The sequence below is a fragment of the Streptomyces sp. NPDC101393 genome, from assembly GCF_044767385.1.
Classification (GTDB): Bacteria; Actinomycetota; Actinomycetes; order Streptomycetales; family Streptomycetaceae; genus Streptomyces.
Window position 1 is genome coordinate 439,832 of sequence record NZ_JBIWNU010000008.1, and the last position, 16,793, is coordinate 456,624.

Here is a 16,793-nt window from a genome sequence, read left to right on the forward strand (position 1 = left end):
CGCTCCCGCCCTCAGCGCTCCACGAGCGCGAACAGCGCCTCCCAGCGGCCAACGATCTCGTCGGTGGAGAACCGCTGGATGTTCTCGCGGGCCTTTTCGCCCATGGTGTCGCGCACGGCCTTGTCGGACATCAACGTGTCGAGATGGCGGGCGAATTCGGTGATGTTGCCCGGGGGCGCCAGCAGACCGTCCTCGCCGTCGGTGATGATCTCGCGGACGCCGGGGGCCACGTCGAACGCCACGCACGGGACGGCCGTCGCCATGGCTTCCATCGGGGCCAGCGGGAAGCCCTCGCCGCGGGAGCTCAGGGCGAACACCGCGCTCTCGCGCAGCGCGCCGGGGACGTCGCCGGTGCGCCCCATCCACTCGACGGTGGACGCGACGCCGAGTTCGGCGGCCTGCTTGCGCAAGGCCTCCTCCTCCGCGCCGGAGCCGTAGATCCGCAGCGTCCAGTCCGGATGCCGCGGCGCGACCTTCGCCCAGACCTCCAGGAGCAGGTCGACGCCCTTCTCCTCGTGCAGCCGGCCGATGCTGGTCACGCACTTGCGGGAGCGGTCGGAGGGGACGTGGGGGAAGAACGGCAGCGGGTTGGGCATGAAGCCGACGTTGTCGAGCCGCTGCCTGATCCAGCGGTCGGCGTCCTCGCGGGTGAGGGTCAGCATCCGGTCGACGTCCTTGTAGAACCGCTGCACGCGGCCGAAACGGGACGACTTGCGGGCGGTCTCGAACGACTCGTGGCTCATACCGATCACCGGCAGGCCCGCGGTGTCGGCGAGCGCCACCCATTCCATCGCCCACACCTGGGTGACGATGATCATGCCGCCCGGCTTCGCCGCCCGGAACAGCGCGCTCAGCTTCGCCGCCTGCTCGTGCATCCCGGCCTCGCGGGCGGCCCGGCGGCGCTGCTCGACGAGGTTGAGCTTGTCCTTGAAGCCGCGCACCGGCCGGACGGTCGGCGGATGCTCCGAATAGAGCGTGGTGGTGCGGTAGGGGAGGTCGGCGGCGAGTTCGTGGACCCGCCCCTCCGGCGGCGGGGTCACACCGATGATGTGCACCCGATGGCCGCGCTCGCTGAACAGGCGCGCCATCTGGTGCGACCAACTGGCAATGCCACCCAGCTCGTTGACGCTGTTGGAGACGAAGAAGATGTCCCGTGGCTCGGCTGCTGCGTGCGGTTTGGTCATCAACGGCTCCACTGCGCGAAGAACTGATCGACGATGCTCTGTGCGGCGTCGCCCCGGTCGTATTCTCCGAACTTGGCGACGAATTCCCGTCGGGCCGCGGCGAATTCCAGGGAATGTGTCTCGAAGGACTTGATGGCGCCGAAGAAGTCCTCCTCTGTACGGACCACCGGGCCCGGGGCGTGCTCCAGCAGGTCGAAGTAGGTGCCGCGGCCCTCGTGGACGTATGCGTCGTAGTCGTAGGTGAAGAACACCAGCGGCCGGTCGAGAAGTGCGTAGTCGAACATCACGGAGGAGTAGTCCGTGATGAGACCGTCGGCGAGTTCGAGAACGGGTGTCACGTCATGGCGGGCGGACACATCGATGACCCGGCCCTGCACCGTCGGCGGCAGGACGACGTGATTGAGGTAGTGCGAGCGCACCAGCAGGACATAGCGGTCGCCGAACTGCTCGGCGAAACGCTCCACGTCGAAAGGCAGCTCGAAGCGGCCGTGCCGGCCCCCCGCCTTGCGGAAGGTCGGTGCGTACAGCAGCACGGTCCGGTCGTCCGGAATTCCCAACTCGGCCGCGAGCGCACCGCGTTCACGACTCCCGGACGCCTCCTCCCGCAGCCGGGAGCGGACCAGTGCGTCATTGCGCGGATAGCCCGCCCGCAGCAGCGTCTTCTCCTGGAGCCGGAATGCCTTGGCGAGGGTGTGCACATCGTGCTCGGACCGGACCAGGAAACGGTCGAAGCGGTCCAGCGAACGCTGCTGGTCGGCCTGCTGCTGCCGGGTCAGCGCCTTCTGCGCCGGCTGGTCGAAGCCCATGTTCTTCAGCGCCGAGCCGTGCCAGGTCTGGATATAGGTGGTTTCCGGGCGCTTGGTCAGCTTGAGCGGATAGCTCTGGTTGTCCACCCAGAATTCCGCCTGCGCGAGGGCCTTGAGATAGGGCAGCGACCAGCGCCGTACGAGCGTGGCGTCCTTGGGAAAATCCTTCGGGGACCCCGAGTACGACCAGAACGCCTGGAAGTCCAGGCCCTGCCGCCGCATCTCCTCGTAGAGGGCGCGCGGGCTGTCGCTGTACTGCTTTCCCAGATGGCTCTCGAAGACGACCGTCCGCTTCTTGACGGGAAGCCGGCTGAACACCTCGTGGTACACGCGGAGTTTGTTGTCCCCGGAGACGAGGTTCTTGCGCAGCGCCTTCGCCTTGCGGTAGCCGGTCTTGGCCAGCCGCCCCGGCCTGCCGTGCACCCCGCGGGTGATCATTTGCTGCACCCGATCGCCGCTACCGCTCTCGCTGACCAGGCGGAACGCGAGGTGCCCCTTGGCGGAGACGTGCGGCTCGATGTGGTCGGCCACCATCCGCGTCAGCCGCGGCCGCACCGGCAGCGGCCCGCCGGCCAGCTCGGTGTCCGCGACGGTGAGCCGGGTCGTGGTCGGCACGCCGTCCACCTCCAGGCACAGCCGTACGTCCCAGATGGTGTCGACGATGCCCAGGGGGCGCAGCCGCGCGGTGAGGTCCGCCGCGGCCTCCCAGTGGATCGCGTCACCTTCATGGCGCACCACACGCACCGGGAACTCGAAGGACTGCAGGCTGCGCCGGCGGGCGCTGAACTCCAGCCGGCCGATCAGCTGCGCGTCGGCCGGGATGACGCCGAGCGGGTTGGTGATCCGGCCGGTCAGCGACACGACGGTGCCGGACTCGGAGAACGTACTGAGCTGGTTGCGCAGGAAGAGCTTGTTGACCGGCTTCTCGTGGTAACCGATATCGGTCACATCCAGCACGCCACGCCCGAACGCGTCGTCGAAATGGCCGTCACACCAATAGATCCGGCCGTCGTGCTCGGCGAGCGGCGAGGAGAGCTTGTCGCGGTTGATGAGGGTGTCGACCGCCGGGATCAGATTCTCCCAGTCGCCCTGCTGCAGCAGGTACGCGCAGATGGCCTGTATCGGCTGAACGCGTTCGTACGCCTCCGGGGCGATGCTCGAAAGGTATTCCTTGGACAGCTCGGCGAATTCCGCACGGTAGGCCGCGTCCCGGAACGGCAGGTCCCGCAGATGGAGCACCAGGTCATGCTTGAGGAATTTGACGTCCTTGGCGAGCTTCATTTCGCTCAGCCCGCGCTCCGCCAGCAACGCGTCGATACGGCGGTGGATCTCCAGCCGGTGGGCGTAGTTGGTCATTTCGTGGCGCCGGTTCGTCACCGACTTCACGGCGGCCCGCTCGTATACGTGCCAGAAGTAGACCTGGTTCGGGATCAGCGTGATGCGACGTGCCGCAAGATAGGCATCCGCGATGAACATCAGGTCCTCGTAGAACATGCCCTTCGGGAACCGGAGGTCGTTCTCGATGAGGAATTCACGGCGATAGCACTTATTGGTGGACAAGGTGTCCCAGACGAAGAGGTCCGGGTATTCCGTGACGGATTCCAGCGTGCGCGTGGCGGAGTACATCCAGGCGTACCACTCGTCGCGCTTCTGGTTCCGGGTGTCCTTGTGCAGCCGGACGCACAGGCCGGAAACAATGTCCGAGCCGGTCTCTTCGGCAGCCTCCAGCATATTGCGGCAGGCATTGAGTTCCAGGACGTCGTCGCTGTCCAGGAACATGACGTACTGCCCGGCCGTGTGCTGGATTCCGACATTGCGGGGCTCGCCGCCCGCGCCGCTGTTCTCCGGCAACTGGAAGGCTCTGACCCGGCCCGGGTGCTCGGCGGCGAGTTGCTGTGCCACATCGAAAGAACGGTCGGTGCTGCAATCGTCGACGATCACCACCTCGACGTCCCGGAGCGTTTGATCCAGTACGGACTGGACTGCGGTCGGCAACCGGTCGGCGTCGTTGTAGACAATCACGACTACGGAGACGTCAGGCACAGGCACCTCAACCCTCTTTCGCTACTGTTTCCCGCCAGAATAGCCCCATCTGCACCCTCGGTTTGCGGACAGCTCGCACCTGGAACGCTACGGACGGTGACTGCCGTGCCGGCCCGTCGGGGCAGGTTCCGGCTACCAGGGAAGACGGCTGCTCCGGCCATTCGGTTGCCTGCCGCTTCTGTTGCGATGAGACATTTATCGGTTTCCCCGGAAGGAAATGACAGTTCGATCACGACGGTCTGAGTTCGTTTTCCGCGTAACCCGTGCCGACGGGCCGGCGGATTTGTTGCCGCGCGGTGAACAACCATCCGACGGGTGAGAGGCGGAGAGGGCGTCAGATGCGGGCGGGCCACCGGTCCGGACGGCCCGCCCGCCCCTCCCGGGCACGTCTGAGGCCTCCCGTACGTACTCCCTCACGTGCAGGGACCCGGTGCGCGCATCGTCCGCAGATACGGGGGAAGATCCTGCTCAAGAACTAGGGACGTGTCTTTGCCAAGCCATTACGCTTGCGTCAAGGCCGCGCAGGGCGGCCATGGAGGAGTGAGATGAGGAGCAGTAACCCGGTCTTCTCGCGACGGGGGTTCAGCCGCGACACCGGCTACGCGGGCTTCAACGCGCCGCCGCAGGCCGGGGGCCCCGCAGCGAACCCTTACGCCGGAGCCAACCCGTACGCGCAGGGCGGCAACCCCTACGCGCAGCCCGTGACCGACCCCCAGGGCCGAGTCCAGCAGGACGTCACCCAGGCACCGCCGCAGTACACCCCGCAGACGCGCCCCATGACGATGGACGACGTCGTCACGCGCACCGGCATGACGCTCGGCACGGTGATCGCGGGCGCGACCGTCGGCTGGCTCTTCCTGACCGAACGGCTCGGCTTCGCGCTCGGCGCCGGTCTCGTCGCGATGGTGCTGGCGCTCGTCCAGTCCTTCAAGCGCAAGCCGTCGCCCGCGCTGATCCTGGCGTACGCGGCGCTGGAGGGCCTCTTCCTCGGCGCGCTCAGCGGCTACATCAACAACATCCCGAAGCTGAGCGGCGCCCCGATGCAGGCGGTGCTCGGCACCATGGCGGTGTTCGTCGCCATGCTGATCGCCTACAAGACGCGGATCGTCCGGGTCAACGCCCGCTTCACCCGCTTCGTGATGATCGCCGCCATCGGCTTCGTGCTGCTGTCGATGGTCAACCTGATGTTCATGGTGTTCGGCGGGGGTGAGGGCCTCGGCTTCCGCAGCGGCGGCCTCGGCATCCTCTTCGGTGTCGTGGGCGTGGTCCTCGGCGCGCTGTTCCTGGCCCTGGACTTCAAGCAGGTCGAGGACGGCATCGCCTACGGCGCTCCGCGCGAGGAGTCCTGGCTGGCGGCGTTCGGTCTGACGCTGACGCTGGTGTGGATCTACATGGAGATGCTGCGGCTGATCTCCATCCTGCGCGGCGACTGACGCCGGCGCGCCGGCGCATACGAGGGGCCCGTGGGCAAGTGCCCACGGGCCCCTCGGCGTTGAGTTGAGGTTACCGGCGGAGAGACGCAGGCGGTCAGAGCTTGCGGGCCGCGCGCCTCAGGTCGTATTCGTGGACGATCGCCTTGGCATGGCCGTAGGCGAGGTCGTGCTCGCCACGGAGCCAGCTGACCTTTTCGTCAAAGCGGAAGAGGGACGGTCCTTCTTCAACGGTGCGGAGCCAGTCGGAGATTTCCCGGCCGGTGCAGTGCGGGATACGGGAGAGCATGTTCCGGTGGGTCTCTTCGGAGAAGAGCTGAGACATCGGCGCCTCCGGACGCGGTCGATGCTGGTTCTTCAGCACACCGTGCCTGAGCGTTGGGGCGTTGGCAACCACCCGGGAGTGGCGCATAGGCTCACGGCGTGCTTGACGTGATGCCTTTGCAGAGTGCCGTTGACGCCCTCGCCGACCGCCTCCGGGCGCTGCCGCAGAGCGCCCTGCGCCGCGGCGCCGCCGCCGAGGGGCTCGCGCTGGCCCAGGAGTTGACCCGGCGCGCGCAGCGGATCGAGCGCCCGGCGCAGGAGCCGTACGTGCTTCCGGACGCGGGGATGTTCGCCGCCGGCGACCAACTGGCGGTGGCCGGTCATGACCTCGTCGAAGCGCTGCGGGCCGCGGGCGCGGCGGCCCCAGAAGCGGAAGGGGCCCCCGCCGAGGAGCTGGCGGAGGCCGTGAGTCTGCTGCGGGCGGCGCGGGAGCGCTGGTAGGGGCGCTCCGGCGGCCGGGCGGGTCAAGCGGTGGGACGCGGGTCGGGTCAGAGCGAGGCGATGACGCGGTCGGCCAGGATGTAGACGCTCTCCTGGTGGCCCTCGCCCCAGGAGAAGGTCAGGGCGTACGCGCCGGAGATACCGGAACCGCCCAGCAGCACCGGGGTGTGGCCCGCGCGCAGTGCGCCGGCGATGCTCTCCGCGGTCTCACGGTGGCCCGGCGTCAGGCACAGCGTGGTGCCGTCGGCGAAGACGTAGACGTCCAGGGTGCCCAGCGGGCCGGGGCGTACGTCCGCGAGCGGAGTGCTCTGATCCGCGAGCTCCTCCAGGCGCGCGACGGTCCGCTCGTGATCGCCGATGGCCGGGGACGGGGTGAAGTCCGGGTGCGAGGGGTGGCGGCGACGCGCGGCGGCCAGCTCGGCCGACTCGGTCTCCTCGACGATCTCGAACTCCGGTGTGTCCAGGGGCTCCAGAGCCTCCACGGGCTCCAGCGTGCCCATCGGCTCCAGCGGATCCTGGCCCAGCAGCGGCTCCAGACCGGCCAGGTCCGCCTGGCGGGGCAGGAACGGCTGGGTGTCGAGCCGGTCGAAGTCGAAACGCTCGGGGAGGTCGAAACGCTCGGGCAGCTCGCGCTGCTCCGCACGCGAATCCAGCACGCTCTCCTCGCCGAGACCGACCATCCCGCCCAGCAGGGACGGGGCGTCGGCGGCGTCCCGCGCCTCCTGGGCCGCCCAGAACGCGCGGGCCTCGGCGAGCTCGCGCTCCCGCTCCTCGGCGAGCGCGTCCGCGACGGCGGCGCGTATGGCCGCGAGCGGCGTCTCGGCGGCCGGGGTGGCCGCACGGGCGGCCGGGATCGAGGCGGTGCCTGCCGCCTCGGTGACGGTGGTGGCGTCGGTACGGGCGACGAGCTCGGTGTGCAGCTCGGCGATCTGGCGGCGCAGGCCGCGGGCGGTGTGCAGGGCGGCGGCGCCCAGCGCCACCGCGGTGGCCGCGACCGGCAGCAGGACGAAGGTGATGACGCTCATGCGTCCTCCCCACTTCGCTCGGCGACCCCGTATTCGCGGGGCGCGCACGTGTTCATGGACTGCACCCGACCGGCGGCCGGGGTGACCCCCTTGCTGCGCTCGCTCACTGGCGTACTCCCGATAGCAGAATGTCCCCCGACTTCCTACATCAGGGTGCGGGTCGTCGGCGACCGTTCCCAGTGCGCTATGTCCCGAAATGGAAGGTGCTTTGGGCCTCGTACGTTCGGGTGAGCCCCTACTGACCTGCAAGAACCATGCGCGGGCGGGGTGTTGGTCACAATCCAGGGAGCTATTGGGTCGCGATCTTGTTATCAGGTGACCCACGTCACGCGATGTTGCTGTGCGTGCCTGACCAGGGACGAAGGGTGCGCGCGGAGCGGGAGTTGGACGGCCGCCCCGGCCCGAGCGCTGCGATCACGACTGCGGAGGGACGGGGTCCGGCGGGGTGGGGCGGGTGGGTCTGGGCGACGCGGCGGGGTCAGCCGGACCGCTGGTTCGGGGTGAGCTGGTGCGCCGGATCGGGCTGAGCACTGAGCTCGTGCCTGCCGGTGGCACTGAGCTTCGTGCCAGCTGGTCGCACTGAGCTTCGCCTCCGCTACGGGCAGGTGCCGCCCTCCTTCGTCGGGCGACCCCTACCCTTCGCTACAGCTCAGCTCAGTCGCTCGTGCCTGCCGGTCGCACTGAGCTTCGCCTCCGCTGCGGGCAGGTGCCGGGCACTCGTTCCTCGCACCCGACCTCCACCCTCCGCTACAGCTCAGCTCAGTCGCTCGTGCCTGCCGGTCGCACTGAGCTTCGCCTCCGCTACGGGCAGGTGCCGCCCTCCTTCGTCGGGCGACCCCTACCCTCCGCTACAGCTCAGCTCAGTCGCTCGAGGACCATCGCCATGCCCTGGCCGCCGCCCACGCACATGGTCTCCAGGCCGAACTGCTTGTCGTGCCACTGGAGGGAGTTGATGAGGGTGGTGGTGATGCGGGCGCCCGTCATGCCGAAGGGGTGGCCGACGGCGATGGCGCCGCCGTTGACGTTCAGGCGGTCCAGGTCGATGCCCAGGTCGCGGTAGGAGGGGATCACCTGGGCGGCGAACGCCTCGTTGATCTCGACCAGGTCGATGTCGGAGACCGACAGGCCGGCGCGCGACAGTGCCTGCTTGGACGCCTCGACCGGGCCGTAGCCCATGATCTCGGGGGAGAGGCCGGAGACGCCGGTGGAGACGATGCGGGCCAGCGGGGTCAGGCCCAGCTCGCGCGCCTTGGTGTCGGACATGATCACCAGGGCCGCGGCGCCGTCGTTCAGCGGGCAGCAGTTGCCGGCCGTCACCAGGCCGTCGGGGCGGAAGACCGGCTTGAGGCCGGAGACGCCCTCGACGGTGACGCCACCGCGCGGACCGTCGTCCTTCGAGACGACGGTGCCGTCGGGGAGCGTGACGGGGGTGATCTCCCGCTCCCAGAAGCCGTCCTTGATCGCCTTCTCGGCGAGGTTCTGGGACCGTACGCCGAACTCGTCCATGTCGGCGCGGGTGACGCCCTTGAGGCGGGCGAGGTTCTCCGCGGTCTGGCCCATGGAGATGTAGGCGTCGGGGATCAGGCCGTCCTGGCGCGGGTCGTGCCAGTCGGCACCCTCCTGCTCGGCGCGGGCCGCGGTGCGGGCCTCGGCGTCGGCGAAGAGGGGGTTATGGGTGTCGGGCATGCCGTCGGAGCTGCCCTTGACGGAGCGGGAGACGGTCTCGACGCCCGCCGAGATGAAGACGTCGCCCTCGCCGGCCTTGATGGCGTGCAGCGCCATGCGGGTCGTCTGGAGGGACGAGGAACAGTAGCGGGTGATGGTGCAGCCGGGGAGGTGGTCCATCCCCATCTGGACGGCCACGATGCGGCCGAGGTTGTGGCCCTGCTCGCCACCGGGGAGGCCGCAGCCGAGCATCAGGTCGTCGATGTCGGTGGGGTCGAGCTCGGGGACCTTGGCGAGGGCGGTCTCGATCATCCGCGCGGTCAGGTCGTCGGGGCGCAGGTCCTTCAGCGATCCCTTGAAGGCGCGGCCGATCGGGGAGCGGGCGGCTGAGACGATCACGGCTTCGGGCATCACGGCTCCATGAGGGCGAGTGGTGGCGGACGGGCGGAACTGTGAGGGAAGTTACCTGTACGTAGTGCTGAGGTCACGGGGTGCGCGCTGTGATGAGGGCCTCTTTTCTAAGCGGGCGCTTATGGGGATGCGGGAGGGGCGCCGGCTCCTCCCGCCCGCACCCTCGGGGCCGGCCTTGCTCCCCGCCCTCCCGCATCCCGGGGCCGGCCTGCGCCCCGCTCTCCCGGCCCCGTCGCCCGGTGCTCACTGCGCGACGGGCGGCCGTTCGGTCTCGTCCGTGGTGGGCAGCTGGCGGCGCCTGCGGTGCTTGAGCAGGGCCCAGGGGGCGCGCGAGGCCGTGACCTCCGTACCGCCCTCGGAAGCCGCCTGGGCGGCCGCCTGCTCGACCGGCAGGATGCCCTCGCGGCGGGACGGCTCCGGGTGGTCCGCCTCCGGCCACAGGCCCAGTGAGGCGCACAGCGTCGGGAGCACGGCCATCGCGGCGGTGGCGTAGCCCTCCGCCGACGGGTGGTAGTTGTCCGGGCCGAAGAGTTCCCGCGGGTGCGCCTCGAACTCGGGGCCGAGCAGATCGCCCAGCGAGACCGTGCGGCCGCCGCTCTCGATCACGCCGATGGTCTGCGCGGCCGCGAGCTGGCGGGAGAGCCGGCGGGCCACCCAGCGCAGCGGCTGGTAGACGGGTTCGATCGTGCCCATGTCGGGGCAGGTGCCGACGACGACCTCGCAGCCCGATGTGTGCAGCCGGCGCACCGCCTCGGACAGATGGCGCACCGACTCGGTGAGCGGCATCCGGTGGGTGACATCGTTGGCGCCGATCATGATGACGCAGACGTCCGGCGGCGCCTCGCCGTCCGCCAGCAGCAGATCGACCTGGCGTTCCAGGTCGTCGGAGCGGGCGCCGGGCAGGGCGACGTTGCGGAAGTCGACGGGCCGTTCGGAGAGCGCGGCGAGGCCGGAGGCGAGGAGGGCGCCCGGGGTCTGGCGGGCGCGGTGGACGCCCTGCCCCGCGGCGGTGGAGTCGCCGAGGAAGCCGAGCTGCAGCGGCGGGCGGTCGGTGCCCTGGCCGAAGGCGGCGCCGTAGCGGCCGTCGGCGCAGGGCGGGATGTCGCTGGAACCGCCGACCGTACGGCGGGCCAGCCGGACCTCGGTCAGCAGCACCCCGACGGTGGCGACGCCCAGCAGGCCGATCCCGCCGCCGCCGACCGCGGCGGCGGTCGCGATCCGCCGTGCCACTCTCGCCCTGGACATCGTCATCGGCATAGGCCGGGCACCTCCCCGTGCAGTGCGTGCGCGCCGCGGCCCCGCGGGCCGGACGACGCGCTCCTGAAACAACAACAAACTCGTACAACAGGTTGTTGCCCCGTCGCGCACGGAACACAACGCGGGCCTCGAACGGATACGGGCAATAGGCTGGCCGTACGGGCGCAGGAGAGCGTGCCCCCGACCGCGGAGACCACCGTGCAGTTTTACGAATCGATGATTGAGCTTGTCGGCAACACCCCGCTCGTGCGGCTCAACAACGTCACTCGAGGGATCCAGGCAACCGTCCTGGTGAAGGTCGAGTACTTCAACCCGGGCGGATCGGTCAAGGACCGGATCGCGGTGCGGATGATCGAGGCCGCCGAGCAGTCGGGCGAGTTGCAGCCGGGCGGCACCATCGTCGAGCCGACGTCCGGGAACACCGGCGTGGGGCTGGCGATCGTGGCCCAGCAAAAGGGTTACAAGTGCATTTTTGTCTGCCCCGACAAGGTGTCGACGGACAAGATCAATGTGCTGCGTGCCTACGGCGCCGAGGTGGTGGTGTGCCCGACCGCCGTGGACCCCGACCACCCGGACTCGTACTACAACGTTTCCGACCGTCTGGTGCGCGAGACGCCCGGGGCCTGGAAGCCCGACCAGTACAGCAACCCGAACAACCCGCGCTCGCACTACGAGACGACCGGCCCCGAGCTCTGGGAGCAGACGGAGCACCGGATCACCCACTTCGTGGCGGGCGTCGGCACCGGCGGCACCATCAGCGGCACCGGCCGCTATCTGAAGGACGCCAGCGAGGACCGGGTCAAGGTCATCGGCGCCGACCCGGAGGGCTCCGTCTACAGCGGCGGATCCGGGCGCCCGTATCTGATCGAGGGCGTCGGTGAGGACTTCTGGCCGACCGCCTACGACCGCACCGTCGCGGACGAGATCGTCGCGGTCTCGGACAAGGACGCCTTCCAGATGACCCGGCGGCTGGCCAAGGAGGAAGGCCTCCTGGTCGGCGGTTCCTGCGGGATGGCGGTGGTGGCAGGTCTGGAGGTCGCCTCCCGTCTGGGCCCGGACGATGTCGTGGTCGTCCTGCTGCCGGACAGCGGCCGCGGCTACCTTTCCAAGATCTTCAACGACGAGTGGATGGCCGACTACGGCTTCCTGGAGGAGGACGGCACCGCCGCCCGGGTCAGCGAGGTGCTCCAGTACAAGGAGGGCGCGCTGCCCTCGCTCGTGCACATGCACCCGGAGGAGACCGTCGGCGAGGCGATCGACGTGCTGCGCGAATACGGCGTCTCGCAGATGCCGATCGTCAAGCCGGGCGCGGGCCACCCGGATGTGATGGCCGCCGAGGTCATCGGCTCGGTCGTCGAGCGGGAGCTGCTGGACGCGCTGTTCACCCAGCGCGCCTCGCTCACCGACCCGCTGGAGAAGCACATGTCCTCGCCGCTGCCGCAGGTCGGTTCCGGCGAGCCGGTCGCCGACCTGATGGCGGTCCTGGAAGGCGCCGACGCGGCGATCGTCCTCGTCGAGGGCAAGCCCACGGGCGTGGTGAGCCGGCAGGACCTGCTGGCCTACCTGGCGCGCGGCGTCGCCAAGTAGCGGAGCGCGGAGCGCGGATGACGCGTACGGCCGGCCCGAGGTCCTGGGGCCGGCCGTAGGTGTCTTCGCGGGCGGGGCGGGTCAGCCGGCCGCGTTCTGCGCACCCTGCTGGGCGGCCAGCGCGGAGATGCGGGCGGCCAGCGCGGTGTCCTTCGCGGTGATCGCGCCCTCGGCGTCGTGGGTGTTCAGCGCGAAGCTGATCGTCCCGTAGAGGATCTCGATCCTGGCGTGGTGGTTGGCGTCGTCCTCGGCGGCGGCGACGGCCGCGTACAGACCGGGCACGGCCGACCGGTCCGCCTTGAACGTCGCCGTCAGGCTGCTGGCCTGCACGGACCAGCCGGGCAGGCCGGTCAGGGCCGAATCCAGTTCCGCACCGGTCAGCGGGGTGGTGGGCACGGGGGTCTCCTTCGGGTCGGGGCGGGACTCGGTCCGATTCTTCCCCGCCCCGGCGCGCTCCCGGCGCAGCGCGGGCCGGACGGGGCGTCGCGCGTCGTGCGGGTGCTGCCGGCGGCAGGGCAGGGCCACAGCACGGCACAGCACGCACGGCCCGGCGCGATACCGCGTGGCGCGGCACGACGCTCCGTCAGGCAGGCGTCAAAAACGGCCCGTCCGCGCAAGGTGTACGTATGCGTCATCTGCTCGCAGCACGGGCTTAACACGGGTCGGTCACAGTGGTGACACGGCGATAAGGACTTCCGGAGCGGCTCCCGGACTTTCACGATCGCCAGGAGGTGACGACCGGCTCTGACCCGGGCCACCTCCCTTGCGGGGACCGCCGTCGTCCCGCCCCCGGCTCCGGCCGGGGTGCGGCGGTCCCCGCAACATCCAGGTCTGCCGGCTGGATCGCCCGCCCGCTCACTCCCATTCGCCGTCGCGCCGCTCGCGCGACCCGCGGGGGCCTATCAGGGCGCGGAAGCCCACGCTGTGCACGGCGTTGACGCCGACGATGCCCACCCAGCACACCAGCAGGCCCACCAGGCCGGCATTCACCGACGCGATGGCGGACAGCGGGACGGCCAGCACCATCGAGGCGATCGCCACCCCGAAGCGCTCGCCGAAGCCGCCGGGGGTGAGGCCGCCGCTCGCGTCGCGGCGGGTCGGCCGGGTGCCGCGGGCCACCTGGATCTGCTGTTCGGCCAGCTGCCGGCGGACCCGCCGGTCGACGTCCTTGTCCAGCTTCTCCAGGAAGGACTCCACCAGTTCCGACTCGTACTCCGACCCCAGTTCTTTGCGCGTCTGGAGGGTCGCGTCGAGTTCTTTCCGCAGCTCGGGGTCATGTGTCGCCATGCTGCTGAGATTACGGGCGCCGAGCGGGCCGCGCGGTGGGGCTAACCCCCCAATTCGGCGGGGGCGGGTGCCCCGTCCGACGCGTCCGGATCCGCGGTGCGGGCCGTGTCGCGGTGGGTGACGGCCCAGTAGAGGACGGCGGGCACGGCGAGGCCGACGAGCCAGGAGATGTCGGCGCCGCCGAGCGGGCCGACGGCGGGGCCGGTGTAGAAGTGCGTGGCCAGGAAGGGGAGTTGGGCGAGCACGCCGAGGGTGTAGACGGTCAGCGCGCGGACGTTCCAGGAGCCGTAGCGGCCGGCGGGGTCGCTGAGGGCCGGGATGTCGTACCGCTCCTTGGAGATCAGGTAGTAGTCGACCAGGTTGATCGCCGACCAGGGGGTGAAGAAGGTCAGCAGGAAGAGCAGGAAGTCCTTGAACGACGTGAGGAAGGAGTCCTTGCCCAGCAGGGCGACGGCGGTGCCGGCCACCATGATTCCGGTGATGTAGGCGGTCCGGGCGCGCGGCGAGAGCGTGCGCTGCCCACGGAAGCCGCTGACGCTGGTGACCAGCGACATGAAGCCGCCGTAGGTGTTGAGGATGTTGATGGTGAGCTTGCCGAAGGCGATGACGAAGTAGAGCACCGAGGCGATCAGGCCGACGCCGCCCAGCCCCACGATGTATGTCACCTCGTGGCCGACGAAGGCGGCGGGCGCCGCGGCCGCGGCCAGCGCGCCGAAGGTCATCGACCACTGCGAGCCCAGCACCGTGCCGGACAGCGTCCACCAGAAGGTGGCACGCGTCGAGGTGTGCCGCGGCAGGTAGCGCGAGTAGTCGGCGACGTACGGGCCGAAGGCGAGCTGCCAGGAGGCGGAGAGGGAGATGGCGAGCAGGAAGACGGGCAGGCCGAATTCCCGGTCGTGGAGGAGGTCGGTGAGGTCGGCGCGCTGCAGGAGCCGGATGCCGAGGTAGACGAAGGCCGCCGCGCAGACCAGGCCGGCGACCCGGCCGAGGGTGTGGATGAGGCGGTAGCCGACGGCCGCCGCGAAGGCGGTGACGGCCGCGAAGATGATGATGCCGGGCGTCGCGCCGAGGTGCGTCAGCTCGCCGACCGCCTGGCCGGCCAGCACGCTGCCGCTGGCGAAGAAGCCGATGTACATGACGATGACGAGGGCGAGCGGGACCACCGCGCCGCGCACCCCGAACTGGGCGCGCGAGGTGATCATCTGCGGCAGTCCCAGGCGGGGGCCCTGCGCCGAGTGCAGGGCCATCACGGCGCCGCCCAGGAGGTTGCCGAGCAGCAGTCCGATCAGCGACCAGAAGGCGTTCGCCCCGAAGACGACGGCGAGCGCGCCGGTGATGACGGCGGTGATCTGGAGGTTGGCGCCCAGCCAGAGCGTGAACTGGCTGACGGCGCTGCCGTGCCTTTCGTCATCGGGGACGACGTCGATCGAGCGCTTCTCCACCAGGCCTGCCATGTGCGCCACCTCACTGTATGAATCCATGCAGGATGGGTGGTCGATGAATGGAAGGTCAATAGGCAGGGAGTGAATCACTGGTTACCCTGCGAGCTCCCGACCGGCCGGCCGGTAGCTCGCAGGGGCGGCCCGGCGCACTGTCGGCAGCGGCGTCGGCGGTGGTGTCCGCGCAGGTCAGGCGGCCGTCTCCGAGGAGTCCAGCGGCCGCAGCTCGTCCGCGTACGAGACCGAGATCCGGCGCATCAGCCCGTCCTCCGTGATGTCGTACTGGCCCAGGCGCCACAGCGGCGGTGAGTAGGCGTGCACCGAAACGGCGTCGTCGGTGGCGCCGGTGAGGCGGTGGATGTGGTCCGGTCCGAAGGCGAACGAGGCGCCGGCGCCGACGGCGGTGGCCAGGTGTTCGCCGCCGATCCGCGGGTTGGACTCGGTCAGCACGCCCTGCACGACGCGGACCGCCCCGGAGGAGATGTCGTGGTCGTGCCAGCCGGTGTCGTTCTGCCGGGTCCAGCACAGCAGCCAGACATCGACGTACTCGTCGCGGTACAGCGACGCGTAGTGGCGGTCGGTGTCGGAGAACGCGACCTCCTCGCGCCAGAGGCCGGGGCGGGCGGCGAGCCCGTCCACCAGCGCCCGCAACTCCCGCTTGTCGAGGGTGCGTTCGGGGAGCGCGTCGAACGGCTCGGAGGGCTGCGGTGTTTCGGGTGCGGTGGGTGCGGTGCGGGGTGCTGCGGCGTCCTGGACCTCGCGGGCGGTGGGGGCCTGGGAGGTGCGGTACGTCATGAGCGGGCTCCTTTCGTCGGGCCCAGCAGGCGGGCCGGGTTGGCGGTACGCAGGGCGTGGGCGGCGGCGTCCGCGCCCAGGTCGGGGATGACGGGGTCGGCATAGGGGCGGTCGCTGCCGCTGACGACGACGTCGATGCCGACGGCGCGGACCATCGCGTCCACCGCGCGGGTGCCGTAGGAGGACGTCTCGTAGAAGGCGTCGCAGTCGACCCGCCCGCGGTCCCGGCCGCCCCCGCGCGCGGTCAGCCGCTCGCCGTGCAGGGGAGCCAGGCCGGCCAGCGCGGCGAAGCAGACCCGCAGATCCGGGTGGCGCGGCCGGCCGAAGGCGCGGAAGGCGAACCACGAGGCGTGCATCTGCTGGAGGTACGGGACCAGGGCGGGCCACCAGGCGGGCGTTCCCTCGGGGGCGGCGGGCGCCGCGCCGGGGTGTACGAACAGCGGCTTGTCCAGCGCGGCGGCGACGTCCAGCAGCGGTGCGCAGCGGGCCCAGCCGGCGGCGTCGAGCAGGGCGGTGGCCGGCAGCTGGAGGCCGGCGCAGCCACGCGCCAGTTCGTGGCGCAGCGCCGCCGGGTCCGGCTCGGGCGCGGACAGGCACGGGGAGGCCCAGACGCCGAACGGGGCGGGGAGGTCCAGCGCCCCGTCGTGGAAGGCGGTGAGCAGCGGCGTGGCCTCGGCGGGCGGCAGATATTCGATGCCGAGGGGGCTGGAGAGCGACACCAGGGCCAGGTCGAGGCCGTCGGCGCGGGCGAGCCGGACGCGGGCCGCGAGGTCGTGGTCGGCGGGGTCGACCTCGTAGGGCGCCTCGCCGGGCAGGTGCAGGGTCCAGCCGTCGAGCCGGGGCGGTGTGGTGCGGGCGCGCAGCAGGGCGAGGAAGCCGGGCGGCCAGAGGTGCTGGTGGACGTCGGTGGGCACGGGCCTCCTCCGTGGTGGCGGGTGCTGGTGAACCGGGCGCCAGGGAGGCGCGGCCGTTCACTTAACCGGTTAACTGATGCGGTTAAGTGAAGCGGTTAACAGCTCGGCCTGTCAAGGTCGCGGCAGCGGCCGTACGCCGCCGTACGCCGCCGCGCGCCCTCCGGTCCGCATCCGGCCCGCCTCCG

Annotated in this window: 14 protein-coding genes; 3 read left to right on the plus strand and 11 right to left on the minus strand. The window is 70.5% G+C overall.

The window, feature by feature from the left end; all coding sequences use genetic code 11:
* Positions 1-11 precede the first annotated feature (11 nt).
* Positions 12-1,184, minus strand: a complete 1,173-nt coding sequence (locus ACIRQ7_RS26765) for a glycosyltransferase (RefSeq protein WP_404265225.1) — start codon at positions 1,182-1,184, stop codon at positions 12-14.
* A complete protein-coding gene (locus tag ACIRQ7_RS26770; RefSeq protein WP_404265301.1) occupies positions 1,184-4,033 on the minus strand; it encodes a CDP-glycerol glycerophosphotransferase family protein in 2,850 nt (949 codons plus the stop codon). The genes ACIRQ7_RS26765 and ACIRQ7_RS26770 overlap by 1 nt, the downstream gene beginning before the upstream one ends.
* A gap of 545 nt (positions 4,034-4,578) precedes the next feature.
* Here ACIRQ7_RS26770 and ACIRQ7_RS26775 point away from each other — a divergent pair.
* Entirely contained in the window at positions 4,579-5,466 is an 888-nt protein-coding gene (locus tag ACIRQ7_RS26775; protein ID WP_404265226.1) for a Bax inhibitor-1/YccA family protein, read from the plus strand.
* A 94-nt stretch (positions 5,467-5,560) separates the two neighbouring features.
* Here the strand turns inward: ACIRQ7_RS26775 and ACIRQ7_RS26780 are convergent, their stop codons facing one another.
* Positions 5,561-5,788 carry a DUF4287 domain-containing protein gene (locus tag ACIRQ7_RS26780; RefSeq protein ID WP_401472958.1) on the minus strand — a complete coding sequence of 76 codons (228 nt, stop codon included), beginning with the start codon at positions 5,786-5,788 and terminating at the stop codon, positions 5,561-5,563.
* Positions 5,789-5,886: 98 nt separating this feature from the next.
* On the opposite strand from ACIRQ7_RS26780, the gene ACIRQ7_RS26785 reads away from it, so the two are divergent.
* Positions 5,887-6,228, plus strand: a complete 342-nt coding sequence (locus ACIRQ7_RS26785) for a hypothetical protein (RefSeq protein WP_404265227.1) — start codon at positions 5,887-5,889, stop codon at positions 6,226-6,228.
* Positions 6,229-6,275: 47 nt separating this feature from the next.
* On the opposite strand, the gene ACIRQ7_RS26790 is transcribed toward ACIRQ7_RS26785, so the two are convergent.
* The 3 genes from ACIRQ7_RS26790 to ACIRQ7_RS26800 all read right to left on the minus strand — a co-directional run bounded on the left by ACIRQ7_RS26790 (position 6,276) and on the right by ACIRQ7_RS26800 (position 10,586).
* Positions 6,276-7,253, minus strand: a complete 978-nt coding sequence (locus ACIRQ7_RS26790) for a hypothetical protein (RefSeq protein ID WP_404265228.1) — start codon at positions 7,251-7,253, stop codon at positions 6,276-6,278.
* 855 nt (positions 7,254-8,108) lie between these two features.
* On the minus strand, positions 8,109-9,329 hold the full coding sequence (locus ACIRQ7_RS26795; protein WP_404265229.1) for an acetyl-CoA C-acetyltransferase: 1,221 nt from the start codon (positions 9,327-9,329) through the stop codon (positions 8,109-8,111).
* Positions 9,330-9,572: 243 nt separating this feature from the next.
* A complete protein-coding gene (locus tag ACIRQ7_RS26800) occupies positions 9,573-10,586 on the minus strand; it encodes an SGNH/GDSL hydrolase family protein (protein WP_404265230.1) in 1,014 nt (337 codons plus the stop codon).
* A gap of 198 nt (positions 10,587-10,784) precedes the next feature.
* On the opposite strand from ACIRQ7_RS26800, the gene ACIRQ7_RS26805 reads away from it, so the two are divergent.
* Positions 10,785-12,173, plus strand: a complete 1,389-nt coding sequence (locus ACIRQ7_RS26805) for a cystathionine beta-synthase (RefSeq protein ID WP_404265231.1) — start codon at positions 10,785-10,787, stop codon at positions 12,171-12,173.
* An 81-nt stretch (positions 12,174-12,254) separates the two neighbouring features.
* Here the strand turns inward: ACIRQ7_RS26805 and ACIRQ7_RS26810 are convergent, their stop codons facing one another.
* The 5 genes from ACIRQ7_RS26810 to ACIRQ7_RS26830 all read right to left on the minus strand — a co-directional run bounded on the left by ACIRQ7_RS26810 (position 12,255) and on the right by ACIRQ7_RS26830 (position 16,608).
* Positions 12,255-12,569: a 4a-hydroxytetrahydrobiopterin dehydratase gene (locus ACIRQ7_RS26810; protein ID WP_401472976.1), complete on the minus strand. Its 315-nt coding sequence runs from the start codon at positions 12,567-12,569 to the stop codon at positions 12,255-12,257.
* 459 nt (positions 12,570-13,028) lie between these two features.
* A complete protein-coding gene (locus ACIRQ7_RS26815) occupies positions 13,029-13,460 on the minus strand; it encodes a hypothetical protein (protein WP_404265232.1) in 432 nt (143 codons plus the stop codon).
* A 41-nt stretch (positions 13,461-13,501) separates the two neighbouring features.
* The gene (locus tag ACIRQ7_RS26820) at positions 13,502-14,914 is read right to left on the minus strand and encodes a purine-cytosine permease family protein (RefSeq protein ID WP_404265302.1); all 1,413 of its coding nucleotides are present in this window, start codon (positions 14,912-14,914) and stop codon (positions 13,502-13,504) included.
* A 174-nt stretch (positions 14,915-15,088) separates the two neighbouring features.
* Entirely contained in the window at positions 15,089-15,694 is a 606-nt protein-coding gene (locus tag ACIRQ7_RS26825) for a cysteine dioxygenase (protein WP_404265233.1), read from the minus strand.
* Positions 15,691-16,608: an amidohydrolase gene (locus ACIRQ7_RS26830; RefSeq protein ID WP_404265234.1), complete on the minus strand. Its 918-nt coding sequence runs from the start codon at positions 16,606-16,608 to the stop codon at positions 15,691-15,693. Before ACIRQ7_RS26830 ends, ACIRQ7_RS26825 begins: the two co-directional genes overlap by 4 nt.
* Between the last annotated feature and the right edge of the window lie 185 nt (positions 16,609-16,793).

Coding starts and splice junctions, on each gene's coding strand:
- ACIRQ7_RS26765 (WP_404265225.1), bottom strand. CDS start 1,184: ATGACCAAACCGCACGCAGCAGCCGAGCCACGGGACATCTTCTTCGTC.
- ACIRQ7_RS26820 (WP_404265302.1), bottom strand. CDS start 14,914: ATGGCAGGCCTGGTGGAGAAGCGCTCGATCGACGTCGTCCCCGATGAC.
- ACIRQ7_RS26795 (WP_404265229.1), bottom strand. CDS start 9,329: ATGCCCGAAGCCGTGATCGTCTCAGCCGCCCGCTCCCCGATCGGCCGC.
- ACIRQ7_RS26825 (WP_404265233.1), bottom strand. CDS start 15,694: ATGACGTACCGCACCTCCCAGGCCCCCACCGCCCGCGAGGTCCAGGAC.
- ACIRQ7_RS26800 (WP_404265230.1), bottom strand. CDS start 10,586: ATGCCGATGACGATGTCCAGGGCGAGAGTGGCACGGCGGATCGCGACC.
- ACIRQ7_RS26790 (WP_404265228.1), bottom strand. CDS start 7,253: ATGAGCGTCATCACCTTCGTCCTGCTGCCGGTCGCGGCCACCGCGGTG.
- ACIRQ7_RS26775 (WP_404265226.1), top strand. CDS start 4,579: ATGAGGAGCAGTAACCCGGTCTTCTCGCGACGGGGGTTCAGCCGCGAC.
- ACIRQ7_RS26815 (WP_404265232.1), bottom strand. CDS start 13,460: ATGGCGACACATGACCCCGAGCTGCGGAAAGAACTCGACGCGACCCTC.
- ACIRQ7_RS26780 (WP_401472958.1), bottom strand. CDS start 5,788: ATGTCTCAGCTCTTCTCCGAAGAGACCCACCGGAACATGCTCTCCCGT.